At 73.9% G+C, this 26399-nt stretch carries 19 protein-coding genes (1 of these 19 cut by a window edge); 9 read left to right on the top strand and 10 right to left on the bottom strand.

Annotated features, from left to right (window positions below; all coding sequences use genetic code 11):
* Positions 1-904 carry the 3' portion of a phosphoenolpyruvate--protein phosphotransferase gene (ptsP, locus tag OG259_RS34195; RefSeq protein WP_328945750.1) on the top strand. The gene continues 767 nt to the left of window position 1, outside the view, so only the last 904 of its 1671 coding nucleotides appear in the window; the start codon falls outside the window, past its left edge; the stop codon is at positions 902-904.
* Positions 905-979: 75 nt separating this feature from the next.
* Here ptsP and OG259_RS34190 read toward each other — a convergent pair whose 3' ends face one another.
* Both OG259_RS34190 and OG259_RS34185 read right to left on the bottom strand, forming a co-directional pair.
* Positions 980-1879 carry a hypothetical protein gene (locus OG259_RS34190; RefSeq protein WP_328945749.1) on the bottom strand — a complete coding sequence of 300 codons (900 nt, stop codon included), beginning with the start codon at positions 1877-1879 and terminating at the stop codon, positions 980-982.
* Between the two features lie 23 nt (positions 1880-1902).
* Positions 1903-3189 (bottom strand): MFS transporter, encoded by a 1287-nt coding sequence (locus OG259_RS34185; RefSeq protein ID WP_328945748.1) that lies wholly within the window; start codon positions 3187-3189, stop codon positions 1903-1905.
* Between the two features lie 46 nt (positions 3190-3235).
* On the opposite strand from OG259_RS34185, the gene OG259_RS34180 reads away from it, so the two are divergent.
* Entirely contained in the window at positions 3236-4555 is a 1320-nt protein-coding gene (locus tag OG259_RS34180; RefSeq protein ID WP_328945747.1) for an aminotransferase class I/II-fold pyridoxal phosphate-dependent enzyme, read from the top strand.
* Positions 4556-4645: 90 nt separating this feature from the next.
* Here OG259_RS34180 and OG259_RS34175 read toward each other — a convergent pair whose 3' ends face one another.
* Positions 4646-6253: a serine protease gene (locus OG259_RS34175; RefSeq protein ID WP_328945746.1), complete on the bottom strand. Its 1608-nt coding sequence runs from the start codon at positions 6251-6253 to the stop codon at positions 4646-4648.
* 143 nt (positions 6254-6396) lie between these two features.
* Between OG259_RS34175 and OG259_RS34170 the strand changes: the two genes are divergently transcribed.
* A complete protein-coding gene (locus OG259_RS34170; protein WP_328945745.1) occupies positions 6397-7080 on the top strand; it encodes an RNA polymerase sigma factor in 684 nt (227 codons plus the stop codon).
* Positions 7077-8195 carry a CU044_5270 family protein gene (locus OG259_RS34165; protein ID WP_328945744.1) on the top strand — a complete coding sequence of 373 codons (1119 nt, stop codon included), beginning with the start codon at positions 7077-7079 and terminating at the stop codon, positions 8193-8195. The genes OG259_RS34170 and OG259_RS34165 overlap by 4 nt, the downstream gene beginning before the upstream one ends.
* Before the next feature lie 8 nt (positions 8196-8203).
* Here OG259_RS34165 and OG259_RS34160 read toward each other — a convergent pair whose 3' ends face one another.
* Positions 8204-10174, bottom strand: a complete 1971-nt coding sequence (locus tag OG259_RS34160) for an acetoacetate--CoA ligase (protein ID WP_328945743.1) — start codon at positions 10172-10174, stop codon at positions 8204-8206.
* A 215-nt stretch (positions 10175-10389) separates the two neighbouring features.
* On the opposite strand from OG259_RS34160, the gene OG259_RS34155 reads away from it, so the two are divergent.
* Positions 10390-12747, top strand: a complete 2358-nt coding sequence (locus tag OG259_RS34155) for a glycoside hydrolase family 31 protein (protein ID WP_328945742.1) — start codon at positions 10390-10392, stop codon at positions 12745-12747.
* A gap of 122 nt (positions 12748-12869) precedes the next feature.
* On the opposite strand, the gene OG259_RS34150 is transcribed toward OG259_RS34155, so the two are convergent.
* The gene (locus OG259_RS34150; RefSeq protein ID WP_328945741.1) at positions 12870-13493 is read right to left on the bottom strand and encodes an NUDIX domain-containing protein; all 624 of its coding nucleotides are present in this window, start codon (positions 13491-13493) and stop codon (positions 12870-12872) included.
* Between OG259_RS34150 and OG259_RS34145 the strand changes: the two genes are divergently transcribed.
* The 3 genes from OG259_RS34145 to OG259_RS34135 all read left to right on the top strand — a co-directional run bounded on the left by OG259_RS34145 (position 13492) and on the right by OG259_RS34135 (position 16088).
* A complete protein-coding gene (locus OG259_RS34145) occupies positions 13492-14313 on the top strand; it encodes a M15 family metallopeptidase (RefSeq protein ID WP_328945740.1) in 822 nt (273 codons plus the stop codon). The genes OG259_RS34150 and OG259_RS34145 overlap by 2 nt on opposite strands.
* 90 nt (positions 14314-14403) lie before the next feature.
* Complete coding sequence (locus tag OG259_RS34140; RefSeq protein WP_328945739.1) at positions 14404-14904, top strand: Zn-ribbon domain-containing OB-fold protein; 501 nt, start codon at positions 14404-14406, stop codon at positions 14902-14904.
* A 26-nt stretch (positions 14905-14930) separates the two neighbouring features.
* The gene (locus OG259_RS34135; protein ID WP_328947259.1) at positions 14931-16088 is read left to right on the top strand and encodes a lipid-transfer protein; all 1158 of its coding nucleotides are present in this window, start codon (positions 14931-14933) and stop codon (positions 16086-16088) included.
* Positions 16089-16119: 31 nt separating this feature from the next.
* Here the strand turns inward: OG259_RS34135 and OG259_RS34130 are convergent, their stop codons facing one another.
* Genes OG259_RS34130 through OG259_RS34115 form a run of 4 tightly spaced genes read right to left on the bottom strand, consistent with a single transcriptional unit; the run spans position 16120 to position 20737 of the window.
* Positions 16120-16725, bottom strand: a complete 606-nt coding sequence (locus OG259_RS34130) for a GTP-binding protein (protein WP_266889426.1) — start codon at positions 16723-16725, stop codon at positions 16120-16122.
* On the bottom strand, positions 16706-17185 hold the full coding sequence (locus OG259_RS34125; protein ID WP_266889428.1) for a DUF742 domain-containing protein: 480 nt from the start codon (positions 17183-17185) through the stop codon (positions 16706-16708). The genes OG259_RS34130 and OG259_RS34125 overlap by 20 nt, the downstream gene beginning before the upstream one ends.
* A 10-nt stretch (positions 17186-17195) precedes the next feature.
* Positions 17196-17645: a roadblock/LC7 domain-containing protein gene (locus OG259_RS34120; protein WP_266889430.1), complete on the bottom strand. Its 450-nt coding sequence runs from the start codon at positions 17643-17645 to the stop codon at positions 17196-17198.
* Positions 17642-20737 (bottom strand): nitrate- and nitrite sensing domain-containing protein, encoded by a 3096-nt coding sequence (locus OG259_RS34115; RefSeq protein WP_443052064.1) that lies wholly within the window; start codon positions 20735-20737, stop codon positions 17642-17644. Before OG259_RS34115 ends, OG259_RS34120 begins: the two co-directional genes overlap by 4 nt.
* Positions 20738-21142: 405 nt before the next feature.
* Between OG259_RS34115 and OG259_RS34110 the strand changes: the two genes are divergently transcribed.
* Positions 21143-21511, top strand: coding sequence for a hypothetical protein (locus OG259_RS34110; protein WP_328945738.1), 369 nt, complete (start codon positions 21143-21145; stop codon positions 21509-21511).
* A 138-nt stretch (positions 21512-21649) separates the two neighbouring features.
* Here OG259_RS34110 and OG259_RS34105 read toward each other — a convergent pair whose 3' ends face one another.
* A complete protein-coding gene (locus OG259_RS34105) occupies positions 21650-26350 on the bottom strand; it encodes a hypothetical protein (RefSeq protein ID WP_328945737.1) in 4701 nt (1566 codons plus the stop codon).
* Positions 26351-26399 lie beyond the last annotated feature (49 nt).

Here is a 26399-nt window from a genome sequence, read left to right as displayed (position 1 = left end):
GGACGGGCACAAGGTGCCGCTGCTCGCCAACGTCGGCGGTCCGGCGGACGTGCCGGCCGCGGTGGAGGCCGGTGCCGAGGGTGTCGGTCTGTTCCGTACGGAGTTCCTCTTCCTGGACGACAGCAAGAAGGCTCCGTCCGAGGAGAAGCAGATCGAGGCCTACCGCGCGGTGCTGGAGGCCTTCCCCGAGGGCCGGGTGGTCGTGCGGGTGCTGGACGCCGGTGCCGACAAGCCGCTGGACTTCCTGACGCCGGTGGACGAGCCGAACCCGGCGCTCGGTGTGCGGGGTCTGCGGTCGCTGCTCGACCATCCCGAGGTGCTGCGGACGCAGCTGACCGCGCTGGCGAAGGCCGCCGAGGGTCTGCCGGTGTACCTCGAGGTCATGGCGCCGATGGTGGCGGACCGTACGGACGCGAAGGCCTTCGCCGACGCGTGCCGTGAGGCGGGGCTGCGGGCGAAGTTCGGTGCGATGGTCGAGATTCCCTCGGCCGCGCTGCGGGCACGCTCGATCCTCCAGGAGGTCGAGTTCCTGTCGCTGGGCACCAACGACCTGGCGCAGTACACCTTCGCGGCCGACCGTCAGGTCGGTGCGGTGTCGCGGCTGCAGGACCCGTGGCAGCCGGCGCTGCTCGACCTGGTGGCGCTGTCCGCCGAGGCGGCCAAGGCCGAGGGCAAGAGCTGCGGTGTCTGTGGTGAGGCTGCCGCCGACCCGCTGCTCGCCTGTGTGCTGACGGGTCTGGGTGTCACCTCCCTTTCCATGGGTGCCGCCTCGATTCCGTATGTGCGGGCGACGCTGGCCAAGTACACGCTGGCTCAGTGCGAGCGGGCCGCTGCCGCGGCGCGTGCGGCGGACACGGCGCACGAGGCGCGTGTGGCCGCTCAGGCGGTGCTGTCCGGGGAGTGATCCCGGGCGTTCGCCGACGTACGAAGGGGCTTTCCGTCATCCAGGTGACGGGGAGCCCCTTCGTCGTGTCCGGGGTCAGTGGTGGGTGGTCCAGTCGTCGTCGGGGTCGAGGGTGAGGGCGAAGCCGGCGCGGTGGTCCACGCCCGGTTCCGGGGAGAGGGGTTCTCCGGTGCGGGCGTCTGTGCAGTAGGCGGCGAAGACTTCCGCCTCGGTGAGCGGGGTGAGGGTGCCGCCGGTGAGGCGCCAGCCGTGGAGCCGGTCGCGGTCGCCCGGGGTGCTGGTGCGCAGGACGAGTCCGCCGGGGGCGCCGAGGACGATGCCTGCGGCGAGGACGGCGGTGAACTCGGCGGCCGGTGCGTCGTCGACGCCCACCGGTTGTGTGGTGCCGTCGGCGTGGAGGACGGCGAGGAGTTGATCGTCGGCCGCCGGGACGCTGCAGACGAGGTGGTGGGTGCCGCCGCCTGCGGCGTCGAGGAGCCGGGCGAGGAGCCGGGCGGCCCGCTCGAAGGCGGCCCTGCCGATGTCCTTGCCGCAGGTGGCGCAGTCGCCCGCGCCGGCGAGGACGGTCGTGGCGTACTCCCAGGTGGCGTGGCGGACGGCGGTGTCGACGAGCTCGGGGAGGAGGGTGCTGAGGGGCTGCCCGGTATAGGTGACGTGGGCGCCGGTGGCGGCGAGGTGGGCGGTGAAGCGGCTGCGGCTGGTGGGGTGGTCCGGGTCGATGGCGGTCTCGGCGCAGTAGGCCGCGTACTCCTCGGGGTCGAAGAGGGTGACGGTGGTGTGGCCGCCCTGGGTGGCGAGGGTCCTGAGGAGGGCCTCGACCTGGCGGAGGTAGGTGGTGTGGTCGTCGAAGGCGAAGGTCCGGTACTGGCGCATGGTCGTGAAGTCGTGCTCGTCGGCGAGCAGGCCGACGGTGCTGGGAACTTCGCGGCGCAGTGCGCGGCGGAGGCTTGCCTGGGTGGTGCCGGTCCGTGTCATGTCTCCCCCTGGTGACGGTCCGATCAGTGCTCACTCACCGTAACCTTCGCCACTGACAGTGACGCTTGGGGGAGGCGTCGGCGGACGAGGCGGTTCTGGGCGGCGGTGGTGCCGACGAGGGCGGCGCCGAGGACGGGCCAGGCCAGGGGGCCCGCGGAGACGAGGCCGGTCATGAGGAGGGGGCCGACGAAGCGCTGGGTGGACTGGGCGAGGCCGTGGACTCCGAGGTAGGCGCCCTGGGCGTCGTCGGGGGCGAGGGCGACGGAGATCTCCCAGGACGCGATGGTGTGGATCATCTCGGCGAAGGTGAGGGCGACGGCGGCGGTGATCAGGGCGGTGATGGAGAGGGTCCGGCCGCCGAGGGCGGAGACGGCGAGGGCGAGCGTGCCGACGGCGAAGAGCGCGGCGAGGGGGGCGAGCAGGCGGCGGGCGGCTTCGGTGGAGGAGCCGAAGCGCGAGAGGGGGACCTGGAAGATCACGACGAGGGCGCTGTTGGCGACCATCAGGAGCGGGGCGAGGCCGACGGGGGCGTCGGTGGCGTGGACGATCCAGAGCGGCAGGGCGACCTGGAGGATCGAGTCGTGGAGGAAGAAGACCGAGTCCGCCGCGGTGAAGCCGAGGAAGCCCCGGTCGCGCCAGGGGTTGGAGGGCTTGGTCGTGGGGGTGGCGTCGGTGGACGCGGCGGCGATCCGGGAGGCGGCGGGGGCGGGGGGTTCGGCGCAGCGGAGGGTGAGGGCCGCCATCACGAGGTACGAGAGGGCGTCGCCGATGAGGAGGAGGTGGAAGGCGGTGGTGCTGCCGACGGCCAGGGCGGCCGCGGCGCCGAGGCCGCCGAGGGTCCAGCCGATGTTGGAGGTGGTGCGGTTGATGGCCTGGTAGCGGACGCGGTCGGGGCCGGCGACCCGGGCGGCGTAGAGCTTGGTGAGGACGTTGGTGGCGCGGTCGGGCAGTGCGCCGACGGCGGAGAAGAGGACGAGCAGCAGGTAGTCGTCGGTGGTGAGGAGGGCCAGGAGGGCCGCGGCGCGCAGCAGTTGGGTGCAGATGATGACGCGGACGAGGGGGAAGCGGTCGGCGAGGCGGCCGCCGAGGGGGGCGCCCGCGATGCCGGCGGCGCCCGAGACGGCGATGAGGAGGCCGACTTCGCCGAGGCCGAGGCCGGTGACGTAGGTGAAGTAGAGGGCCATGGCCGTGGACCAGAGTCCGGTGCCGCACTTGTCGATGAAGCCGATGACGAGCATGCGGCGGCCGTCCCGGCCGCCGGGGATGCGGTCCTTGAGGCCTGTTCGGGTGGAGTGGGTGGAGCGGCTCAACGGGTCCCCCTTGCGAACTGCTTTGTATTGATACATACTTGACTACGTGGCAGCACAATATGCGATCGAAGGTACGACGGCCAAGGGGATTGCCGCGTCCGTGGAACGGGGCGTCACCGAGGGCGGGCTCTCCCCCGGCGACCTCCTGCCGCCCGTGCGGCGGCTCGCCGACACGCTGGGGGTGAGCCCGGGAACGGTCGCGACGGCCTACAAGGAGCTGCGGCAGCGGGGGCTGATCGTCACGCGGGGTCGGGGCGGCACGGTCGTCGCCGACGTACCGTCCGTGGCCTCGCGGCGTCCGCCGCGGGTACCGCAGGGTCTGGTGGACCTGGCCGGCGGGCATCCCGACCCGGCCTTCCTGCCCGTACTGCGGCCCCCGTCGACGGTCACCCCGGTGTACGGGTCCCATCGCGCCGCGCCTCGGCTCGCGGTGCTCGAAGAGGTGACCCGGCAGTGGTTCGCGCGGGACGAGGTGCCGGCGCGGCACGTGACGTTCGCGCACGGGGCGCTCGACTGCATCGCGCGGCTCCTCTCGACGGAGCTGCGGCCCGGTGACGCGGTGGCCGTGGAGGATCCCGGCTTCCACCATCTGCTCGATCTGGTGCCCGCGTTGGGGCTGCGGATGGTCCCGGTGGCCGTGGACGGTGAGGGGCTCGTACCCGAGTCGCTTCGGACGGCGCTCCGGGGCGGGGTGCGCGCGGTGGTGTGCAGTCCTCGGGGGCAGTGTCCGACCGGGGCGTTCTTCACCCGGTCGCGGCGGGACGAACTGGTGGCGGTGCTCCGGGAGTTCCCGGAGGTGCTCGTCGTCGAGGACGACCACAACGCGGAGGTCGGCGGGGCCGCGGCGTACACGCTCGCGGCGGCGGGGCTCGAACGATGGGCGCAGGTGCGCACCGTGTCGAAGCATCTCGGGATCGACCTGCGGTGGGCCGGGGTCGCGTGCGACGCGGTGACGCTCGCGCGGCACGACGGGCGGATGCTGATGACCTCGGGCTGGGTCAGTCACGTCCTCCAGGAGTCGGTGTCCGGCCTGTTCCGCGACGAGGCGGTACGCGCGCTCGTGGCGGACGGCGAGACGGCGTACGCGGAGCGGCGCGCGGCCCTGATCGGCGCACTGGGGGCGCACCGGATCCGGGCGGTCGGGGCCAGCGGGCTGAACGTGTGGGTGCCGGTGCGGGACGAGTCGGCGGTCGTCAACGGGTTGCGGACGCAGGGCTGGTGGGTGGCCGCGGGGGCGCGGTTCCGGATCGCCGCCCCGCCGGCCGTACGGATCACGACGTCGACGCTCGCGCCCGAGGACGCGCCGCGCCTGGCGGCGGACTTCGCCGAGGTGCTGGGGGACGCGCAGGCGACGTACGGCGGGTGACACCCGTAGGGGGTTGGTGGCGGCGGACGTGCGTGAGCGCTCCGGGGAGGGTGGTCCCTTCCCGGAGCGCTCGGATGCGGTCTCGTCAGGTCATCGGGTCCGGTAGGCGTTCGTCAGGGTCTGGGTGAGGGTGTTGCCCTGGGTGTCGGTGAGTTCGGCGCGGAGCGAGACGGACCGGCCGGGGCCGGGGGTGCGGAAGCCCGCCTCGTCGTTGACGACCGGGACGCGGGTCCACGTGGTGCCGTTGTCGGTCGACATCGACACGGTGAGGGAACGGATTCCGGTCTCGACGGCCGCGCCCTGGACGGTGACCGGTACGCGGACCAGGGTCCCCGCCGGCGCGGTGCCGTCGAGGTCGAGCGCCGGGGCGAAGCGGACGGTGCTGAGCGGCAGCGCGGCGGGGCGGGACGCGGCGGCCGAGGTGAACGTCCAGGCGGCGGTGACGCGTCCGCTCGCCGGGGTGCCGTCGCCCCGGGTCGCGGTGGCGGTCAGGCGGTACGAGGCCCGCCCGGGAGTGGTGGTGAAGGTGGCGCGGCCGGGGTCGCCCTGACTGGTGCCGATCAGGAGGCCGTCCCGGTGGAGTGTGGTGGTGGCGCTGTGGAAGCGCGGGGCGGTGGGCACGTGACCGTCGCCGTCGGCGAGGAGCGGGATGTCGAGTGCGAGGCTGTCGCCGTCGCGCACGCCCGCGGGGCGGGCGCCGGGTGCCGTGTCGAGGGCGGGGCCGAAGACGGCGTTGTCGAAGGTGTGGGTGGTGGTGGCACCCGCGCGTACCGCGATTCCGTTGGCGGCGTAGCGGTTGGGCGGGGTCTCGGGGGCCGCGGGACCGGTGTAACCGAGGTCCCAGAGGCCGCGTTCCGGGGTGACGAGGAAGGTCGCGGTACCGGGCAGAGGGAGGGGCTGGACGAGGCCGACGGTGGGGCCGGCGCTGGGCTGGATGTCGACGAACCCGGTTCCGGTCACGCCCTCCGGGGCGGCTCCGCGGACCTTGACGGTGGCCAGGGAGGCGGCCGAGGGATGGCGGACGAGACCGGTCAGGGCGCGTGCGGAGGTGAAGACGTAGCCGAGCGCGTAGTCGGCGCGGGCGCCCGACCAGTAGGTGTCGATCCACTCCTTGACCGAGCCGGACTCGGCGGCGGGGCCGAGGTGGGCCACGCGCAGGTCCCCGCTCGACATCATGATGTTCGCCGAGCGGGTCGTGCCCGCGTGGGTGGCCTCGACGAACGCCATGCTGTGCAGGTAGCGGGCGCCGGACTCCGGCGGGCGGACGTCCACGGGGGCGGTCGTACGGGCGTCGACGGTGACCGTCGTGTCGTGGTCCAGGTCCAGGCGGGGCTGGACGATCCAGTCGGTTCCGGTGGCCTGCTCGGCACCGGAAAGGGTGGAGTCGAGCAGGTAGCGGCCCTTGGGCAGGCGGACGGTGACCGTGCCGGACGGGTCGTGGGGCGAGGCGGAGGCGTCGGCGCCGGGGCCCGAGATGCCGGTGACGTTCGTCCGGTAGTCGCCGGTGGCGGCGCCCGCGCGGTCGAGATGACGGATGGTCAGCGCGTACGTCTCCGGGGTCGCGGCCGAGGCGGTCGCCGTCGGGGGCAGGGCGGAGAGGGTCGTGCCTCCCAGTACGGCGACCACGGCCAGGGTGCGCAGGACCGTGCGACGGTTCGCGCCCCGGGGCGTACGGCTGGGTGTCGAGGAATCGTTCATGTCCAGCACTGCGCGTTGAGGGTCCAGCGTTCCCGTGACCTGGGCCACATCGGCGCATGTCCTGGACGACGATGGCGCGAGGTGTGGCGCGGGTCACGGGAACCCGGACGAACCACCGCCCAGTGCCTTGTGTGGAATCACCTATGAGAGATCGTTTCCGCGCCGGGGACCCCTCCGCGCTCGGCGAGGCGTACGACGAGCACGCACGCGTGCTGTACCACTACGCCTTCCGGGTGTGCGGGGACCGGGCGGCGGCCGAGGATGTCGTCTCCGCCGCGTTCCTGGAGGCCTGGCGCTGTCGCGGGATGGTGCACGCCGAGGGCGGAAGTCTGCGCCCGTGGCTGCTCGGCATCGCGACCAACATCATGCGGGGTGCCGCCCGCGAGGCGCGGCGGCGGGACGCGGCGCTCGCCCGGATGCCGGAGCGCGGGGTGCTGCCGGACTTCGCCGACGACGTCCTCGCCCGGATGACCGACGGAGAGCAGATCCGGGCCGCGCGCGCCGCTCTCGGCAAGCTCCGGCGGCGTGAGCGGGAGGTCTTCACGCTGGTCGTGTGGGCCGGGCTCGACTACGCGGCTGCCGGGGAGGCGTTGGGGATCCCGGTCGGGACGGTTCGTTCACGGCTGTCCCGGGCGCGTGAACGGCTCCGGAAGCTCGCCGATGCCGAACTGCGGGCGGCCCGCCGGGAGGAGCGGGCCGCGGCCGTCGCCGTTCGGTCCCGTACCAACGCCGCACCCGCCCCGGAACCCGTGAGCAGAGCCCTTTCCGCCCCGTCCGACGTCCGTCCTGCCCTCGTGCCCCGATCGATCCCGGAGAACCAGGCATGAACGCCTTCGCCCCTCGTACGCCGCGCCACCAGGACCACGGGCACGCGGACGCGCACCTGCGGGCCGAGCTCGCCGAGCTGCTGCCGCCGCCTCCTGTACCCGAGCTCGCCCCGGAGCGGGATCGCGATCTGCGGCACACCGTCCTGCGGACCGCCCTCGCCTCCGGTGACGGCGCCGGCGTCCGCCCGCCCCGTGCGCGCCGGGCGGGGGCCAAGCTCCGGCTCGGCTGGATCGCGGCGCCGGTGGCCGCCTGCGCGGTCGTGGCCGGTGCGGTCGTGCTCGCGCCCCAGGACCCGCCGGCCGGGTCCCCGGGCCGGATCTCGGCCGGGCAGCAGGCGTCGCCCGGCGCCGTACAGGTGCTGTCCCGCGCGGCGCTCGCCGCCGCCGCCGCTCCCGCGCCGGACGCCCTGCCCGAGGGGTACGTCTACGTCAGGAGCCTCGTCGCCCATGCGGGGCGCAGCGCTGCCGGTGGATCCGCGACGCTGCCGCCCGTCCATCGGCGCGAGGTCTGGCTGTCGGCCGACGGCAGCCGGCCCGGGCTGCTGCGCGAGCCCGGTTCCGCCGACATTCCGCTCGGCGCGCCGCTGCCCGTGTACGAGCTGGACCACCGCGGAGCCACGCCCCGGAAGACCACGGCGGGGGCAGAGCCGCCCTCCGTCACCAACCCGACCCACGCGTACGTGGCGACGCTTCCGACGGACCCGGAGGCGCTGCTGAGGCTGATCCGTGACGAGACGCGGGGGCGGGGGGACGACGGAGGCGATCCGGACCAGCGGGCGTTCACCGCGATCGGAACCCTGCTGGCCGAGACGTGGGCTCCTCCGAAGGTCACCGCCGCGCTGTACGAGGCCGCGGCGCGGATTCCCGGGGTCACCGTGCTGCCGTCCGCGAAGGACGCAGCCGGTCGCGAGGGCGTCGCCGTGGCCCGTACCGCGCACGGCGAGCAGACCCAGTGGATCTTCGACCGTACGTCGTCGGCGTTCCTCGGGGAGCGGACCGTCCTGACCGCGACCACGTCGGCGGGCCCCTCGGGCACCGTCCTCGGGGTGTCCGCGGTGCTCGCCAAGGCAGCGGTCGGCGCCCCCGGCGAGCTGCCGGGGGCGCCGAAGGGCTAGCCGCTGGATCAGCCCCGGCGGGTGGCCGCCAGGGTCTCGTAGAAGTGCAGGAGTCCGAGGTCGTCGACCGAGCCGGCGTTGACGGCCTTGGCCAGCGGGGTGCCCTGGAGGAGGCGCTTGACCGGGACCTCGATGCGCTTGCCTGTGAGGGTGTGCGGGACGCCCGGGACCTCGATGATCTCGTCGGGGACGTGGCGCGGCGAGAGTTCGGAGCGGATCGTCCGCTTGATGCGGGCGATCAGCTCCTCGTCGAGGGTGGCGCCCTCGACGAGGTGGACGAAGAGCGGCATCCAGTAGCCGCCGTCCGGCTCCTCCAGGCCGATCACGAGGGATTCGCGGATCTCCGGGAGGCGTTCGACGGCCTCATAGATATCGGCGCTTCCCATCCGTACGCCCTGGCGGTTCAGGGTGGAGTCGGAGCGGCCGTGGATGACGACCGAGCCGTGGTCGGTGATCGTGATCCAGTCGCCGTGGCGCCAGACGCCCGGGAACATCTCGAAGTAGCTGTCGCGGTAGCGGCTGCCGTCGGGGTCGTTCCAGAAGTGGATCGGCATGGACGGCATGGGATTGGTGACGACGAGTTCGCCGACCTCGTCGATCACGGGCTTGCCGGAGGGGTCCCAGGCCTGGAGGTCGGTGCCGAGGCCCGCCGCCTGGAGTTCCCCGATGTGGACGGGGAGGGTGGGGACGGCGCCCGCGAAGCAGGAGCACACGTCGGTGCCGCCGCTGACGGAGGCGATCCAGAGGTTCTCGCGGACCTCGTCGTGGAGCCAGCGGAAGCCGTCGGGGGGCAGCGGGGAACCGGTGGTGGCCACGCACTTCACCGACGAGAGGTCGAAGTCACGGCCGGGGTGCACTTCCGCCTTGGCGCAGGCCATCACGTACGCGGCGGAGGTGCCGTACAGGGTGGCGCGGGTGCGTTCGGCCACGCGCCACTGGGCGGCGGTGTCGGGGTAGCCGGGGCTGCCGTCGTACAGGACGACGGTGGTGCCGGTGAGCAGGCCGGAGACGAGGAAGTTCCACATCATCCAGCCGGTGGAGGTGTACCAGAAGAACACGTCCTCGGGACCGAGGTCGCAGTGCAGGCCCAGTTGCTTGACGTGCTCGACGAGGATGCCGCCCTGGGACTGGACGATCGCCTTCGGCAGGCCGGTCGTGCCGGAGGAGTACAGGACCCACAGCGGGTGCGAGAACGGAACCTGCTCGTACACCGGCTCGACGTCGGCCGCGACGAGGTCGTCCCAGGCGAGGGTGCCCTCCGGGGCCGGGGTGCCGAGCAGCGGGATGTGGACGACCGCGCGGAGGGTCGGGAGCTCGGCGCGCAGTTCGGCGACGGTGTCGCGGCGGTCGTGCTCCTTGCCGCCGTAGCGGTAGCCGTCGACGGTGAAGAGGACGACGGGCTCGACCTGCTGGAAGCGGTCCAGGACGCTGCGGGCGCCGAAATCGGGGGCGCAGGAGGTCCACACGCCGCCGACGGCGGCGGTGGCGAGGAGCGCCACGACGGACTGCGGGACGTTGGGCAGGTAGCCGCTGATCCGGTCGCCCGGCTGTACGCCGAGGGCGCGGAGTTCGGCGGCGAGGGAGCCGACCTGGCGGCGGAGCTCGCCCCAGGTGATCGGCGTGGGCTCATGTGTTTCGTCCACATGGAGCAGCGCCGTGTCATGGGGCCGCTCGCCGGCGGCTCGCAGGGCGTGCTCGGCGTAGTTGAGGGTGGCCCCGGGGAACCAGTCGGCGCCGGGCATCGAGCGGTCGCCGAGGACGCGCTCGTACGGGGTGGAGAAGCGGATGTCGAACCACTCGACGACCGCCTGCCAGAAGGCTTCGAGCTCGTCGACGGACCAGCGGTGGAGCGCCGGGTACCCGCCCTCGGCCGGGGCGCCGTGGTGCTCGGCGGCCCAGGTCTGGAAGCGGGTGACGGCGGCCGTGGCGATGCGGTCCTCGTCCGGCTGCCAGAGCGGCTCGGTCTGCGCTGATGTCATTGGGGTGGCTCCCTGGCTGTACGCGGGGTCGGCGTGTGTCCCGCGCACGTGCTGGGGTGTGCGCGCGACGCGGCTGACAGGACGATGCCATGTGATCGTCTTTCGCACCAGGGCTGCCCGCCCATGGTCGGGGAGGTGAATATGTGCTCCCACCACGGGTGAACGACAGTTGAACGGACCTTGTTCCGCCCCTGGTGGGTGGCAGGGTGAGCCGCATGGACGGTCGTGAACTGGTGCGTTCGATGAAGGTGTTCGGCTCGGTGCAGGGGTTGCGGACGGTGCGGGCGGCGTGGCGGCAGCGTCGTACGGACGCGTGGGGGCTGCCGCCGAGGGGTGCCGAGCGGGCCCGGGTGCCGGGGCTCGCGATCGGGGCGGAGTCCGCGCCCGGTGGGGGGACCGTCCGGTTCGCGCGGTCCTCGTTGCGGATCTGTGTGTCGTCGGGCGGCACCGTGTTCTGGGGGTGGGACGGGGCCGATCCCCTTCCCTCGTACGCCTTGGCGGGCGAGGCGCCCGATCCGGATCCCCGGGCCGCCCTGGAACCGGACACGGACGGCGGCTGGCGGATCGTCTCGGAGCGGGTGACGGTGGCGGTCTCCCGGCACGGGGCGGTGGAGATCCGTACGCCGGGCGGGGTGATGCTGCGCCGGGACCTGCCGCCGCGCTGGTGGGAGCCGGTGGCCGAGGGGGGCGCGGGCGGGGCGCGCTGGGTGCAGCGCAGTGAGGTGCCGGCGGACGCGCGGTTCTTCGGGCTCGGTGGGCGGTCCGCCGGGCCGCGGCTTCGGGACGGCTCGTACCGGCTGTGGAACACCGATCCCAAGGGGAGCTTCGGTCCCGGGGACGATCCGCTCTACCTCACCATGCCCGTGCAGTTCGTCGTCTCGGACGCCGGAACGCACCTGGCCTTCCACGACAACTCCTGGGACGGCCGGGTCACCCTGGCCGAGGGCGAGGAGGGCGCGGGGTCCGGGCACGACCGGCCGGGGACCAGCGAGGTCCGCATGGGCGGCGGGCCGCTGCGCTGCTGGGTGGTGGTCGGCACCCCCGCGCGCGTGCTCCACGGCTGGGCGGCCCTCACGGGTGCTCCGGCGCTGCCGCCGGACTGGGCGCTCGGAGCGCAGCACGCGCGCTGGGGGTTCGGCAGCGAGCGCGAGGTCCGGCGCGTCGTGGCCGGATATCGGGAGCGGGGGCTGCCGCTGTCCGCCGTCCACCTCGACATCGACCACTACGACGGGCACCGGGTGTTCACCGTCGACCGGGAGCGGTTCCCCGATCTGCCGGGGCTCGCGAAGGAGCTGCGGGAGCAGGGCGTGCGGCTCGTGTCGATCGTGGACCCGGCGGTGAAGGCCGAGCCGGGGAACGCGGTGTACGACAGCGGGCGGGCGGCCGGGGCCTTCGTCCGGGACGCGCGGGGCGACGAGGTCCACGGGGTGGTGTGGCCGGGCGAGTGCGCCTACCCGGACTTCACCGATCCCGCGGTACGGGAGTGGTGGGGCGGGCTGTACGAGGAGCGGCTCGGGCAGGGCTTCGCCGGGGTCTGGCACGACATGAACGAGCCGGTGTCCTTCGCCCCCTTCGGTGACACGACGCTGCCGCGTTCGTCGCGGCACGCCCTGGACGGCCGGGGCGGCGACCACCGCGAGGCGCACAACGTGTACGGGCTCACGATGGCCCGCGCCGGGTACGAGGGGCTGCGGCGGCTGCGGCCCGACGAGCGGCCCTTCCTCTTCTCGCGTTCCGGCTGGGCCGGCATGCAGCGGTACGGGGGCACCTGGTCGGGCGACGTGTCGACGGGGTGGCCGGGGCTGCGGGCCTCGCTCTCGCTGGTACTGGGGCTCGGCCTGTGTGGGGTGCCGTACTCGGGCCCCGACGTCGGCGGTTTCGACGGCAGCCCGACGCCGGAGCTGTTCCTGCGCTGGTACCAGCTGGGGGCGTGGCTGCCGCTGTTCCGCACGCACGCGGCGATCGGCGCGGGGCGGCGCGAACCGTGGGAGTTCGGACCCGAGGTCCTGGAGCACGCGCGCGTGGCCCTGGCCGAACGGGAGCGGCTCCGGCCGTACTTCACGACCCTGGCCCGGCTCGCCCGGATGACGGGCGCTCCGTACGTGCGCCCGCTGTGGTGGGGGGCGCCCGAGGACCGGGTGCTGCGCGACTGCGAGGACGCGTTCCTGCTCGGCGACGCGCTGCTGGTGGCGCCGGTCCTGACCCGGGGCGCCGACCGGCGGGCGGTGCGGCTGCCGCGCGGACGGTGGTACGACACGGCGACGGAGCAGGCGTACGAGGGTCCCGGGCAGGTGCTGCTCGACGCGCCGCTCTCCCGGGTGCCGGTCCTGGCGCGGGCGGGGGCGGTGCTCCCGGTGCGGGGCGAGGACGGCGGTCTGGCCTTGGAGGTGTGGGCGCCCGCCGCCGGGCGGACGGGCGGCGGGCTCGTCGTACGGGACACGGGGGACGGCTGGGAGTCGGCCGAGATCGAGCGGTACCAGTCACGGCTCGTGGACGGGCGGGTGCTCGTGGAGCGGGTGACGGACGACGGGGTGGAGGAGGCCGGGCTGCCGGTGCGGGTGCGGGGGGTGTGACCTCGCGCCGAGGTCGTGTCCGGAAAGTCCTGCCTGGCCTGCGGACAGGCGGCGCTACTTCCCGGACGCGACCTAGGGGACGGGGCTCGTCCGGCGCTTGGCCCCCTCAGCCGTACGCCCCCTCAGCCGTACGCCCCCGCGAACCACTTCCGTACCGCCTCCGTGTGGAGCGGGAAGGCCAGCTCCACGGGCGCGTGGAGCACATGGTGGCCGCTCGTCTCGTTCGTCGGGGCCGAGGGCGGGAGAGCGGCGGCCGGGCGGGGCGGGAGGAGGCCGAAGAGGAGGAGGTGGCCGGCCGGGGAGCTCAGTGCGTCGGCGAGGCCCACCTCCTCGGCGGAGGCCACGATCCCGGTCTCCTCGCGCAGCTCGCGGGCCACGGCTGCCCGCCAGTCCTCGCCGTGGTCGATGAAGCCTCCGGGCAGGGCGACCCCGCCCCGCGCGGGCTCGATGGTGCGGGTGATGACGACGAGGCCGGTGCCCGCTCCGTCCGTGACGGGGAGCAGGGCGACGGCGACGGGCAACGGGTTGCGGTAGGCGGTGTGGCCGCAGGCCGCGCAGGTGCGGGGCCAGCCGGCCTCGGCCGGGTGGGCGGCGCCGCAGGCGGTGCAGTGCGAGGCGCTGGTGCGCGCGGCGGTGTGGGAGGTGCCGGGCGCGGTCGCGTGGGAGGTGCCGTGGGTGTCCTTCACGGGCCGACCGTATGCGATCACCCTTTCCCGGCGCTGCCGGAACTGATAGACGGTGCGCATGACAGGACTTGCTTCCGCTCTCCGTACTCTCGCCGTCACGGCCGCGGCCGGACTGCTCGCCGTCACGGGTGCCGTCGCCGCCCCCTCTCCCCCGGCGTCCGCCGCGCAGGAGCCGAAGGCGCCACGGGAGTTCGTGGCCCTCGCCTCCGTGGACCGGACGATCCTTCAGGAGATGCGCTACACGACGGCGCACAACTTCGTGGGCGAGCCGGTGGACGGCTACCGGCAGCCGCTGTGCATCCTGACGCGGTCGGCGGCCGAGGCACTGCACCGGGCGCAGGTCGGGCTGCTGGCCCGGGGTTACACGCTGAAGGTGTACGACTGCTACCGGCCGCAGCGGGCCGTCGACCACTTCGTGCGCTGGGCGAAGGACCTGGCGGACGAGCGGATGAAGGAGGAGTTCTATCCGCTCGTCGACAAGTCGAGGCTGTTCGCCGACGGTTACATCGCGGAGAAGTCCGGTCACAGCCGGGGCTCGACCGTGGACCTGACGATCGTGCGACTGCCGGCGGTACGTACGCGCGCGTACGTGCCGGGCGAGAGGCTGAGGGAGTGCTACGCCCCTCGGGCGGAGCGGTTCCCCGACAACTCCGTGGACATGGGGACCGGGTACGACTGCTTCGACACGCTCTCGCACACCGACGACCCGCGGGTCCAGGGCGTGCAGCGGGCCCATCGGCAGTTGCTCAAGGGGGCGCTCGTCGAGCAGGGCTTCGTGAACCTGCCGGAGGAGTGGTGGCACTTCACCTTCAAGCCGGAGCCGTTCCCGAGCACGTTCTTCGACTTCCCGGTGGCGCGGAGGTCGGTGGCCGGTCACTGAAGTCTTTCGTCCGCGAGGCTCCCGTGGCACACTCCTGACGGTTCGTCAGATCAGTGGTGATCGTCGCGATCGGTGGTACGGGAGGCCTTGATGGCACGGACGCGCAGACCTGTGGTGGCCGGGTGGTTCACCGACGACACCGTGCCGGAGACGGAGTTCCGGCTGCTCGGCACCCGTTGCACCGCCTGCGCGTCGGTCTTCTTCCCGCGCGCGGACGACGGGTGCCGCAACCCGGTCTGTCCCGGCGGCGGGGAGCTCGCCGAGTTCCCGCTCTCCCCGCGCGGCCATGTCTGGTCGTACACCGACGGGCGCTACCGTCCGCCCGCCCCGTACGTCTCCGATCCGGACGCGCCCTGGGAGCCGTACACCCTCGTCGCCGTCGAGCTGGCGGCCGAGGCGATGGTGGTCCTCGGACAGGCCGCTCCGGGGGTGACCGCGGCCGATCTGGCGATCGGGACGGAGGTCGAGGTGGTGCCCGGGGTCCTCAACCAGGACGAGGAGCACATCTGGACCACCTGGAACTGGCGGCCGGTCGGGTCCGGGGCAGAGCAGGAACGGCCCGTCGAGCCTGCACGGGAGGAGCGGTCGTGAACGACATCGCCGTACTCGGGGCCGGAATGCACCCGTGGGGCAAGTGGGGGCGGAGTTTCATCAGTTACGGGACGGCCGCCGCCCGGGCCGCCCTCGCCGACGCTGGCCTGGAGTGGACGGACGTCGGCTCCGTCGTCGGCGCCGACACCATGCGGTGCGGATACCCGGGGTACGTGGCGGGGGCGACGTTCGCGCAGGCCCTCGGGTGGCAGGGCGCACGGGTCACCAGCGTGTACGCGGCCTGCGCCTCGGGCGCCCAGGCGATCGGGACCGCACGGGCCCAGATCCTCGCCGGACTCGCGGACGTGGTCCTGGTCGTGGGCGCGGACTCGACCCCCAAGGGGTTCTTCGCGCCGGCCGGCGGCGAGCGCCCCGACGATCCGGACTGGCTGCGGTTCCGGGTGCTCGGGGCCACCAACCCCGCGTACTTCGCGCTCTACGCCCGCCGCAGGATGGCCCTGTACGGGGACACGCCCGAGGACTTCGCCCAGGTGAAGGTGAAGAACGCGACGGCCGGTGCGCTCAATCCGCTCGCCCGCTACCGCGCGCGCGTGAGCGCAGAGCAGGTCGCGGCCTCGGCCGTCGTCGCCGATCCGCTGCGGCTCCTCGACATCTGCGCGACCTCGGACGGGGGCGCCGCGCTCGTGCTGTCCAGCATGGAGTTCGCGCGCCGCCACGGGCACCCCGACCCGGTGCGGGTCCGGGCCGTGTCGACGGTCTCCCCCACGTACCCCAAGGCGGTGCTCGACCTCCCGGACATCGCGACCGACTCGGCGGTGGCCGTCGCCCCGGCCCCGCACTCCTTCCGCGCCTCCATCGCGCGCGCCGCCTACGAGGAGGCGGGGATCGGGCCCGAGGACCTCTCCCTCGCGGAGGTGTACGACCTCTCCACCGCCCTGGAGCTGGAGTGGTACGAGGACATCGGGCTGTGCGCGGCCGGCGAGGGCGCCAAGCTGCTGCGCGACGGGGCGACCGCGCTCGGCGGACGTCTGCCCGTCAACACCAGCGGCGGACTGGCCTCCTTCGGGGAGGCGGTGCCCGCCCAGGCGATCGCCCAGGTCTGCGAGCTGACCTGGCAGCTGCGGGGGACGGCCGGCGACCGGCAGGTGCCGGGGGCGCGGGTCGGCATCACCGCCAACCAGGGCCTGTTCGGGCACGGGTCGGCGGTGGTGGCGGTGCGCTGAACACCGTGCCGCCGTCCCGGGCCCGCTCCTGTCAGGTCGTCGCGGCCGCGTGGCTCCGGTCCGCGAGCACGAGCGCGTGCTCGACGACGGCGACCAGGACGTTCTTCACGGACTCGCGGTCCCGGGCGTCGCACATCAGGAGTTCGACCTCCGGGTCCAGGTCGAGCGCCCCGCGCACGCTCTCGGCGGGGAACCGCCGGGCGCCCTCGAAGCAGTTGACGGCCACCGTGAACGGGATGCCACGCCGCTCGAAGTAGTCGATGGCCGCGAAGCTGTCCTCCAGGCGGCGGGTGTCCGCCAGGACGACCGCCCCGAGCGCGCCCTGCGCCAGCTCGTCCCAGAGGAACCAGAACCGGTCCTGCCCGGGGGTGCCGAACAGGTACAGGACGAGGTCCTCGCGCAGGGTGATCCGGCCGAAGTCCATGGCGACCGTGGTGGTCGTCTTGGCCTCGACGCCGTGCAGGTCGTCGACGGGCCGCCCCGCCTCGCTGAGGATCTCCTCGGTCCGCAGGGGCCGGATCTCGCTGACCGCGCTCACCAGCGTCGTCTTGCCGACCCCGAACCCGCCCGCGACGAGGATCTTGAGGGTCACCGGCTCGACGTACGGCTTCTTGCGGCTAGAGCGCCCGAAGGCCATTGATCACCTCGCGGAGAATGCTCACGTCCGGCAGCTCGGCCGGCGGAACGGGGCGGGTCACATGGACGAGTTCGTCCTCGACGAGGTCGCCGACGAGCACCCGGACCACCCCGACGGGGAGGTCGAGTCCTGCGGCGAGCTCGGCGATCGACTGGGGCTGCTCGGAGCAGCGTTCGACGATCTCCACGTGCTCGGGGGAGAGCGTCTGGTCCCGGCCGGGGTCGTCGGCGGCGGGCTCGGGCACGACCACCGCGATCAGGTCGAGCCGGTGACGGGTGGCGGCGCTCGTCCGGCCGCGGGTCATCGCGTACGGACGGACCACCGGACCGGCCTCGTCGTCGAACCAGTGGTGGTGGCCCGGGGTCGGGCCCTGGTCCGACGGGTTCGGCACGTCCGGTCGGCCGAACCTGCTCGGCGGGCTCGACTGGTTCAGCTGGTTCCGCTCGGTTGCGTCACTCATGCCGTCCCACTCACCCTCCCGCGGGCAGACCGGTCCGGGGGGCCGTCGCGAGGTGGGCCCCGACCCGCTTCACCATCAGCGTCATCTCGTACGCGACCTGGCCGACGTCGGAGTCCGCGTCGGCGAGCACCGCCAGGCAGCTGCCGTCACCGGCGGCCGTGACGAAGAGGAAGGCGTCCTCCAGCTCGACGACCGTCTGGCGGACCTTGCCCGCCTCGAAGTGGCGGCCGACTCCCTTGGCGAGGCTGTGGAAGCCGGAGGCGACGGCGGCCAGGTGCTCGCCGTCCTCCCGGGTCAGGTCCTGGGACGCACCGGTCGGGAGGCCGTCGCTGGAGAGCACCAGGGCCTTCCGGATGGACGCGACGCGCTGCACGAGCTCGTCGAGGAGCCAGTTCAGCTCGCCGTTTCCGTGCCCGTGGCCGGAAGTGGTGCTGGATGCTGCGGCGTTCGGTGCGGTCATCGACCGTCCCCCTCGGGTGTCGTTCCAGGTGCTGTCGGGTCGTCCGGGTCGGCGTTGTGCCGTCGCCCGCGCTGCCAGCCGCGCTGCATGGCGGCCATGCGCGCGCGTACCTCCTCGGCGTCGCGCTCGAAGGACTCGGGGTCCGCCGGCGAGGTGCCGTCGCTCGTACGGGCGTCGGCACGCCCGCCCGTACCGCGCTCGGCCGGGCCGTCGGTCGCGCGCAGCTGCGGCGCGAGGCTGGCCTGGCGGACGCGGCGGGGCAGCCCGCCGAACGGCTCGGCGCTCTCCGGCGGCACGGGCCCCTCCGGCGGGACGGGGACGAGGGTGGGGCCGGTTCCGCGCGGGGGGATGGGCAGGCCGTGCTGGATGCCGGTTCCGCGCGGGGGTACCGGCGGATCGTCCTGCCGACCGGCTCCACGCGGGGGCACCGGCAGATCGTCCTGCCCGGCTCCGTAGGCGTGGTGGCCCGGGATGCCCAGGCCATCGGTCGGCCGCCCGAGACCGCCGGTCGCCGGGCCGAGGCCGTCGGTCGTCCGGCCGGGGACGGGATGCGCCCGGCCGGTGAGCGGCTGGTCTAGGTCGGGGAGGGCGTGGGACCGGTCCGGACCCGAGTCGGCGCGGTCCGGGAGCGGGTGCGGGCGGTCCGCGAAGGAGCGGCCGCGGCCCGGCTCGTCGGCGCGCTGCCCGCGGCCCGGCACGTCGGTGCCGCGACCGCGGTCCGGCTCGTCGAGGCGGCGGCCGTGGTCGACGACGAGCGTCGGGGTGCGGCGGCGCGGCAGCGGTACGGGGCCGAGAACTGCCCCGTCGACGGGCTTCTCCTCCTCGCCCTGGCCGTTCGGCCGGTCCGCGGCCTGCTGGTGCTGGTCTCCCGCCGACGCGAGTCCGGCGCGGCGCCGTCCCCGGGGCAGGAAGAGGCCGCCGCGCTCGCTCTCGGTGTCGAGGAGGTCGGCCGAGCGGTCGAGGAGCACGTCGAACTCCTCGCTGCCGATCGGCCCTTCGAGTTCCACGGGACCGTCGAGCGGTCCGGGTCCCTCGGTCACGTCGGGGACCCTGGCGAGCGCCGGGCGGCGGCTGGGCAGAACGCCGTCGTCGGCCGTCGCGCCGTCGGCCGGGCCGGTGCGCTCCAGGGTCTTGCGGTCGAGGCGGAAGCCGGCGCCCTGGGTCTCGGGCGCGTCGGTGAGCAGCGCGGCCGGGATGAAGACGACCGCCGTGGTGCCCCCGTACGGAGAGGTCTGCAGCGAGACACGGACGTTCTGGCGCTGGGCGAGCCGGCTGACCACGAAGAGGCCGAGCCGGTCGGTGTCCGAGAGCTCGAACTCGGGGGTCTCGGCGAGCCGGAGGTTGGCGTCGAGCAGGGCGTCGGGGTTCATGCCGAGGCCGCGGTCGTGGATCTCCAGGGTGAAGCCGTTGGCGACCCGCTCGCCGAGTACCTGGACGGCGGTGTGCGGGGGTGAGAACACCGTGGCGTTCTCGAGGAGTTCGGCGATGAGGTGGGTGAGGTCCGCGACGGCGGGGCCGCCCACGCCGAGGCGCGGGAGCCGGCGTACCTCGATGCGCTCGTAGTCCTCGACCTCGGCGACGGCGGCGCGGACCACGTCCATGAGCTGGACGGGCTTGCGCCACTGCCGGGACGGCGCGGCGCCGGACAGGATGACGAGGCCCTCGGCGTGCCGCCGCATGCGGGTGGTGAGGTGGTCGAGCCGGAAGAGGTCGGCCAGCTCGTCGGTGTCCTCGGTGCGCCGTTCCATGGTGTCGAGGAGGGTGAGCTGGCGGTGGAGCAGGACCTGGTTGCGGCGCGCGAGGTTGACGAACACCTCGGAGACGCCGCGGCGCAGTTCGGACTGCTTGACGGCGGCCTCGACGGCGGCCCGCTGGAGCGTGTTGAGGGCCTGGCCGACCTGGCCGACCTCGTCCTGCCCGTACGCGAGGTGAGGCACTTCGGTGCCCACGTCGACCTGTTCGCCCGCGGCGAGCCTCCGCATCACGCTGGGCAGGCGGACGCCGGAGACCTCCTGGGACTCCTTCTGGAGGCGGCGCAGGTCGCGGACGAGTTCGCGGCCGATGCGGACGGAGATGACGATCGAGGCGAGCAGGGCGAGGAAGCCGAGGACGCCGGCGACGCCGACCTTGAGGAGGACGCTGTACGCGGCGGGCTGGACCCGGTCCTGGTAGCGGTCGCCGGCCGCGGTGTTCTCGCGGGCCAGGTCGTCGAGGACCGGACTGGCGTTCTCCTGCCAGTAGACGGGCGTGACGGCACGCGGGCGGTCGGTGGGGCCCTCTTCGATGATCGCGTTCTCGGCGGTGCGCAGCGGCTGGCTGTCGGGGCTTCGCCAGTACTTCTCGAACTTCTCGCGTTCGGCGGCAGGCAGGAGTTCGAGGTTGACCTCGTAGAACTGCTTCCGGTTGGCCACGAGGTTGGATATCTCGCGGATCTCCTCGATGGTGACGCGGTCCGCGACGAGCGCGGAGAGGACGAGGGCGTCCTCGCGGGAGAGCAGCTCACGCGCGCGGGTGACGCCGACGAGGGCGCGGCCCTGCTTGTCCATCTCCACGTTCTCGAGGGCGTGGAGGGTGATGAGGAAGCTGTAGCAGGGGTCGACGAGCCGGTTGTAGAAGTCGAGGGCCTGCATCCGGCCGATGTCGCGTTTCTCCACGGAGCGGCGCAGCGAGGCGAGGCCGTCGAGCGCTTCGAGGAGGGAGGTGAGCCGCTGGGCGGTGACGGGCCGCATCTCCTCGCGTACGCCGGGGTCGGCGGCGTTCGCGCGGATGCGGGCGATCTGGCGGTCGGTGGCCCGGCGGGTCTCGTTCAGCGAGCCCAGGGTGTCGGAGCCCCGGGGGTCCGCGAGGTAGATGAGTGACTGGCGGCGTTCGAGCTGGATGACCCTTGCGGTGTCCTCCAGGGGGTAGCCGACCTTGTCGACGATGTAGCCGACGTCGAGGAGTTGGTCCGCCTCGCGTCCGGTGAGGACCGTGGCGAAGCCCCACAGGCCGGTCAGGGAGACGAGCGGTACGAGCAGCAACGCCACGATCTTCCGGCGGATGGACTTCCCGCGAAAGCGCATGGCCTCCCCCAGCTCGGCCTCCGCGGCCACGGAGGTCCTTCACGTTCGTGACGTCCGGCGTCAACACGCGGCGTCAACCTTGAGTTTCAACAAACGGCGGCGTGAGCCTACTACTGCATCACGGCCATCTCGAAGGCATGTCCGGGCTATTTTCAGCCTGTCGAGTGAGTGTTGATCATGAGATGTCCTGGTATTCGGGGAGTTGGGATTGGTCAATGTGGCGTAGGACACCTGATGACGCTCCATTTCTCCGGCCTGCGGAGATGGCTGGAATTGTTCGTTCCGGTCCTGCGTCGGTCACGTTCATCCCGGGACGGGCGAAACCTTTTCCCTCCCTCGTGCGTCAATAAGTACGGGGAGGGTTCTGTCCGCGTATAGGCGCTCAAGACGGGCAGCCACTCCTGTAGTCGTTCGGTGGTGGGGAGTGACAGGACAATGGAACACGAGGCGCGGTCGGCCCGGCAGTTGTGGGTCGAGGACGAGCAAGCCCGACGGCGGATGCCCGATCCGGTGCGCAATTCCGCCGTGCGGGCCGTGATGATCACATCGGTGACGCTCATCCAGGGAGTCGTGGCGTTCTTCAGTTCCCTGACGGGCTCGTGGCTGGCGTTCCCGGTGACCGTCAGCGCGGTGGTCTCCACCGTCGTGGCCACCTGGAGTGTCCTCGACATCTGGATCACCCGTCAGGTGTGGCGCCAGCGCAACGGTGTGGTGTCACAGCCGAGCAGCACGGCGCGTCCGCCCATCCGGGCCGGCCGCGGAGAGGGGTCGGCGGAGACGGCCTCGCTGTCCGAGGCGGCCTGAGGCGACTGGGGCCTGTCCGACCCTGATCCGCCGGACAGGCGCCCTGGGACCGTCCGGCGATTCACGTCGTACAGGTCCCGGGAGAACCGATGAGCGGCCCGGCCCCCTGTCGAGGGGGCCGGGCCGCTCACCGTTGCGCTAGAGAGACGCCACCCGGGTGGGGTCGTCGGAGGCATGGCGGCGGTACATCCTCGTCGCCGTGATCTCGCCGTGGATCGCCTCACCCTCCCCGCCGGTCTGCGGCAGACCCGGGCGCAGGTGCTCCTCCACGCTGATGTACTTGAGGCCGGCCCGCAGGTCGGCGTCGTTGCGGAGCCGGATCACCAGCGGGAACTCGGCGAGCGCGGTCGTGTCGAACAGGCCCGTCGTGTACAGGAGCTGGACGCCCAGCGCGTCCGACACGGCCCGCTGGAGCTCCAGGAGGTACGTGGCGTTGGCGCGGCCGATCGGGTTGTCCAGGAACAACGTGCCCGCGTGGCGGTGCTTGTCGCGGCCCCGGTCGTTGGAGCGGAGCGCCGCCATCGTGCAGTACAGGGCGATGGCCGCGGTGAGCAGCTGTCCGCCGGAGAAGACGTCGCCCATCTGCCCGACGGGCACCCGCTCGGCGCGGAGCACCGCGTCCGGCTTGAGGATCTCGACGGAGACGCCCTTGGGTTCGAGCGCCGCCTGGACTCCCCGGAGCAGCAGGGACATGCCGTCGCGGCGCAGGTCGGAGTTCTTCTTGACCGCGGCGCGGGTCGCCTCGTCGACGACCTCGCCGAGCCGCTCCGCGAGGGTGGCCTGATCGGGCTCCTCGAAGCGGATCCGCAGGAACTCCTGCCCCGACCACTCGCCGAGGCCCTCGGGGAGCCGGGAGAGCCGCTGCGCGGAGCGGAGGGTGGCCAGCGAGGACTCCACGAGGCCGCGCAGCCGGTCCACGATCGAGTCGCGGTTGCGCTCCAGCTGCTCCAGTTCGTCGGTGAGGACCCGCAGCCGGGGCGCGAAGGCCTCGGCCCACTTGGCGGCGTGCTCGGGCAGCGCGGACGCGGGCAGTTCGCGGATCTGCTGGCGTGCCGGGGTGCGGACCTGCTCGTAGCGGGTGGAGTTGGCGTGCCGTACGAGGATGTCGCTCGCCTCGCGGACGGAGGCGTCGGCCGAGGACAGCTCGGCCGTGCAGCCGCGCAGCGAGCGGCGTGCCTCGGTGGCCGTCGTACGGGCCTCATCCAGGCTGCCGGGGTACGGCTCGGACTCCTCCCGCTCCTCGTCCGTGTGATCGCGGAGCAGGTCCCGCAGCAGGGCCGCGGTCTCGTCGAAGCCGCCCGCCGCGTCCTCGGCGGTCCGGTGGTCGCGGAGCAGGCCGGTGTGGGCGGCGCGGGCCGCCTCCAGGGCGGCGCTGCGGGAGGCCAGTTCGGCGGTGGCCGTACGGAGCAGGACCTGGGCCCGCTCGGCGTCGGCGGGCACGACCTCCTCGGGCAGCTCGGTGTGCGCCTCGCCGTCCTCGGGGGCGAGGCGCTCGGCCTCGCCACGCAGTCGGCCGAGCTTCTCGCTGGCCTCCGACGCGCGGGTCTCCAGCATCTGCACGAGGGACTCGGCGCGGGCCGCCGCCGCCTGCCGGGACGGGCCGTCGGCGCCGTCGGTGGACTCCAGGAGCTGCTCGGCGCGGGTGCGGACCTTGTTGGTGAGACGGTCCAGCTCGGCGAGGGCGGCGGACTCGTCGCTCTCGGCGCGGGCCTGCTCGGCGCGCAGGTCGGCGCCGACGCCGACCTTCTCGTACAGCTGGGAAGCGGCCCGGTAGGCCTCGCGCAGGGTGGGGAGCGCGGCGCGGGGCGCGGTCTCGTTCACCTCGGGGAGGGTGTCGGGGGCGCCGGCGATCTCAGCGCGCTCGGCCCGCAGGGCGCGGGCGGTGCGGTGGGCGTCGTCGGCGGAGCGCTGGGCCGCGCGGCGGTCCTCGTCGGCGGCACGGGCGCGTTCCAGACAGGTCTGGGCGCGGGCCTCGGCCTCGGTGGCGTCGTCGGCGAGTTCGCGGAGCTTGGCCTGCCAGGCGGACCGCTCGCGCAGCCGGAACGCGAGGCCCGCGAGGGCGTCGGCGACCCGGCGGGCGCGCTGGGCGGCCTCCTGGCGCTCGTCGCGTACCTGGGCGGCTTCGGCGGCGGCCTCGTCGGCCTCCACGCGCGCGGTGCGTGCCTCGTCGAGGGTCGCGGTGGCGGCTTCCGCGGTCTCGCGGGCGGTCGTGGCGACGGCCGCGAGCTCGGCGAGCATCCCGGGCGGGCAGTCGGCGCGCCAGGAGCCGATCCGGGCCGCGAGGGAGCGGTCGCCGGCGAGGCGGGCGGCGAGGGTACGGATCTCCTCGTCGCGGGCGGTGGCGCGGGCGCGCAGCGCGTGGCGCTCCTCGTCGGCCGCGTGCTCGTCGTGCATGGCCGGGTTCGGCGGGACGAGGAAGACGCTGTGGACGCTGCTGTCGTCCGCCGTGTCCTGCCCGGGTACGGGGGCGAGCAGGGCGGCGGCCGTACCGACGGCCACGGCGGAGCGGGGCAGCAGGGCGGCGGTGCCGAGGACCTCGCGGGCGCGTCCGTACGAGACGGGGTCGGTGATCACGACGCCGTCGACCAGCTCGGGGCGGGCGGCGAGTACGCGCGCGTGGTCGGCGGGGTCCACGGCCTGGGCGAGGTAGCGCCAGCCGGGGAGGGCGGGGATGCCGTGCTCGCCGAGGTACTCGACGGTGGCGAGGACGTCGGGTCCCGGCGGCAGCAGGCCGCCGTCGCCGAGGGCGCCGAGGATGCGGGAGTCGTCGGCCGCGGCGGTGCGCAGGTCGAAGAGCTGGCGCTCGGCGGAGGTGACGGCCTGGTCGAGCATGCCGCGCAGTTCGTCGGCGTACCGGTCGAACTCGGTGACGGTGAGCGGGCCCTGGGGCGCGCTGTCGGCGTCCGCCCCGGAGGTTTCCCCGGGGTCGGCGTCGGGGTGGGCGGCGCGCTGACCGGGCAGCGGAGAGCCGGTGGCCGGGAGGGACGGGCCGGTGGTCGGGAGGCTCAGGAGTTCGGCGAGGCGCTCCTCGCCGGCGAGGAGCTCGGCGGCCCGGCGCTCGGCGTCGTAGGCGTTCCCGGCGGCCTCGGCCGCGTCCGCGGCGCGGGCGGCGGCGAGTTCGGCACGGGACTCGGCCCCGGCCGCCTCACGCGCGCGGTCCGCCGCCGTACGGGCGGCCTCGCGGGCGGTGTCCCAGGCGGCGACCGTCGTCTTCTCGGCGTCGCTCGCGGCGAGCGCGGCACGGGCGGGGTCGGCGTCGGGCGCGGTGTCGTCGAGCCAGCCGGCGCGTACGGCTTCGGCGGTCTCCTGCTCGACCTCGGCGAGGCGCTGGCGCAGGTGACCGGCCTCGCTGCGGGCCCGCTGGGCCTCCGTCGCGGCGGCCGTGGCGTCACGGTGGGCGGTCTCGCCCATGTCCTGGAGGGCGGTGGAGCGTTCCTCCTCCTCGGCCGCGTGGCGCTCGCCCTCCTCGGCGGCGGCGGAGAGGGCGCGTACGAGGTCGGCGGCGGCCTCGGCGCGGGCCGCGAGGGCCGGGGCCGCGTCCCGCTCGGCCTCGCGGATGGCGGCGGCCACGCGCGCGGAGCGGTCGCCGGCGGCGCGTTGACGGAGGACGACCTCGGCCGCCTGCCAGGCGGAGTGCACGGTGCGGGCGTCGGTGAGTTCGCGACGCTGGGACGCGGCGCCCTTCTCCGCGGCGGTCAGCGCAAGGGAGGCGTGCCGGTAGGCGAGTTCGGCGGCGATGAGGGCGGCGCGCCCGCGTGCCGTCTCGGCCTCGGCGACGGCGTGTCCCGCGGAGGTGACCTGCTGGGCGAGTTCGGCGCCACGCGCGCGCTCCACGGCGGCGCGGGCGGAGAGCCGGCGGGCCAGGGTGCGGGTGCGGCGCTCGGCCGCCGTGTGGATCTCGCGCGCGTGCGACCGGGTCCCGGCGGCCTCGACGATCCGGTTGAGCAGGTCCACCGATCCGGCGGTGAACTCGCGCTCGGCGGTCAGTTCGGCGCGGCGGCCGAGCTTGTTGCCGAAGCCGCCGACGAGGTCGGCGAGGCCGTCGGTGTCGCGGGTGTCGGTGACGGCCCGCAGCAGCAGGTCGGTGAAGTCGGAGTCCTTCTTGACCGCGAAGAGGCCGGCCGCCTCGCCTTCGTCGGCGTTCATCTCGCGCTGGTAGCGGAAGAGTTCGGGGTCGAGGCCGAGCTCCCCGAGGTGCTCGTTCCAGCGGTCGTGGATCTCCTCCCAGTAGACCTCCAGGTGCGGGTACGCCTTGCCCGCCTCCGTGATCGCGTCACGGAAGCCCTTCATGGTGCGGCGGCGGCCGGTCGCGCCGGAGGCACCCTCGACGGGCGGGCGGACGGAGGTCGCCTCGGCGACGGGGAGGTTGTCCAGGCTGAGGCCGGGGCCGGGACGGAACGAGTACCAGGCCTCGGCGAACCTCCGCGGGTCGGAGGAGACCTGCCGGCCGCGCCACTCGCTGGCCTTGCCGACGACGACGAGTTCGCCGGTGAGGGTGTGCTGCCACTCCAGGGCGACGTGCCCGCAGTCGTCGGCGAGGAGGAACTTGCGCAGCACTCCGGAGCTGGCGCCGCCCAGGGTGTTGCGGTGGCCGGGGAGCATGACCGAGAAGATCAGCTTCAGGAGGACGGACTTGCCGCCGCCGTTCTCCAGGAAGAGCACGCCCGCGGGGGCGGGACGGCGCGGCGGGCCGACCGGCTCCTCCTCGAAGAACTCCGCCTGGGTGGGGGCGGGGTGGGGCACGGGCGCGCCGACCCCGCGCAGGTCCAGGACGGTGTCGGCGTAGCGCGCACCGGCGGGACCGATGGAGTACAGGCGGACCCGGGACAGCTCGTACATGGCGAGGGACTCTCGTGCTCTCGTGCTCGGGAAGATCGGTTACGCGGGG

Source organism: Streptomyces sp. NBC_00250, assembly GCF_036192275.1.
In the GTDB taxonomy this organism is placed as follows: Bacteria; Actinomycetota; Actinomycetes; order Streptomycetales; family Streptomycetaceae; genus Streptomyces.
Note: the sequence above shows the minus strand (reverse complement) of the source record. Positions and strands in the feature narration are given on the sequence as shown.

Excerpts from the sequence above, each read along its gene's own strand:
- OG259_RS34175 (WP_328945746.1), bottom strand. The coding sequence starts at position 6,253 with ATGAACGATTCCTCGACACCCAGCCGTACGCCCCGGGGCGCGAACCGT.
- OG259_RS34140 (WP_328945739.1), top strand. The coding sequence starts at position 14,404 with ATGGCACGGACGCGCAGACCTGTGGTGGCCGGGTGGTTCACCGACGAC.
- OG259_RS34150 (WP_328945741.1), bottom strand. The coding sequence starts at position 13,493 with ATGCGCACCGTCTATCAGTTCCGGCAGCGCCGGGAAAGGGTGATCGCA.
- OG259_RS34125 (WP_266889428.1), bottom strand. The coding sequence starts at position 17,185 with ATGAGTGACGCAACCGAGCGGAACCAGCTGAACCAGTCGAGCCCGCCG.
- OG259_RS34105 (WP_328945737.1), bottom strand. The coding sequence starts at position 26,350 with ATGTACGAGCTGTCCCGGGTCCGCCTGTACTCCATCGGTCCCGCCGGT.
- OG259_RS34135 (WP_328947259.1), top strand. The coding sequence starts at position 14,931 with ATGCACCCGTGGGGCAAGTGGGGGCGGAGTTTCATCAGTTACGGGACG.
- OG259_RS34145 (WP_328945740.1), top strand. The coding sequence starts at position 13,492 with ATGACAGGACTTGCTTCCGCTCTCCGTACTCTCGCCGTCACGGCCGCG.
- OG259_RS34160 (WP_328945743.1), bottom strand. The coding sequence starts at position 10,174 with ATGACATCAGCGCAGACCGAGCCGCTCTGGCAGCCGGACGAGGACCGC.
- OG259_RS34120 (WP_266889430.1), bottom strand. The coding sequence starts at position 17,645 with ATGACCGCACCGAACGCCGCAGCATCCAGCACCACTTCCGGCCACGGG.
- OG259_RS34155 (WP_328945742.1), top strand. The coding sequence starts at position 10,390 with ATGGACGGTCGTGAACTGGTGCGTTCGATGAAGGTGTTCGGCTCGGTG.
- OG259_RS34110 (WP_328945738.1), top strand. The coding sequence starts at position 21,143 with ATGGAACACGAGGCGCGGTCGGCCCGGCAGTTGTGGGTCGAGGACGAG.
- OG259_RS34165 (WP_328945744.1), top strand. The coding sequence starts at position 7,077 with ATGAACGCCTTCGCCCCTCGTACGCCGCGCCACCAGGACCACGGGCAC.
- OG259_RS34190 (WP_328945749.1), bottom strand. The coding sequence starts at position 1,879 with ATGACACGGACCGGCACCACCCAGGCAAGCCTCCGCCGCGCACTGCGC.
- OG259_RS34170 (WP_328945745.1), top strand. The coding sequence starts at position 6,397 with ATGAGAGATCGTTTCCGCGCCGGGGACCCCTCCGCGCTCGGCGAGGCG.
- OG259_RS34130 (WP_266889426.1), bottom strand. The coding sequence starts at position 16,725 with ATGGCCTTCGGGCGCTCTAGCCGCAAGAAGCCGTACGTCGAGCCGGTG.